Here is a 220-nt window from a genome sequence, read left to right on the forward strand (position 1 = left end):
CGCGCCATTAACGGCAATGTCGATAATGCCCTGGCGATCGAGGCCAAACACCTGTTCGCGCTGTACCGTAGAGGTGGAGTTATACACATGCACTACGGCGCGACGCGCGCCCTTAAGCGCTTCAAAGGTTTTCTCGATCAGCTCCTGGCGGGCCTGTACCAATACCTGGATGGTCACATCCTCGGGAATACGATTGTTGTCGATGAGCTCGCGCACAAAG

General features: G+C 55.9%; 1 pseudogene. It reads right to left on the bottom strand.

The features are described from left to right. Positions 1–220: pseudogene (locus tag A3709_RS14980) on the bottom strand (2-isopropylmalate synthase); the annotation flags it as partial.

This window comes from Halioglobus sp. HI00S01 (genome assembly GCF_001635445.1).
Taxonomy (GTDB): domain Bacteria; phylum Pseudomonadota; class Gammaproteobacteria; order Pseudomonadales; family Halieaceae; genus Halioglobus; species Halioglobus japonicus.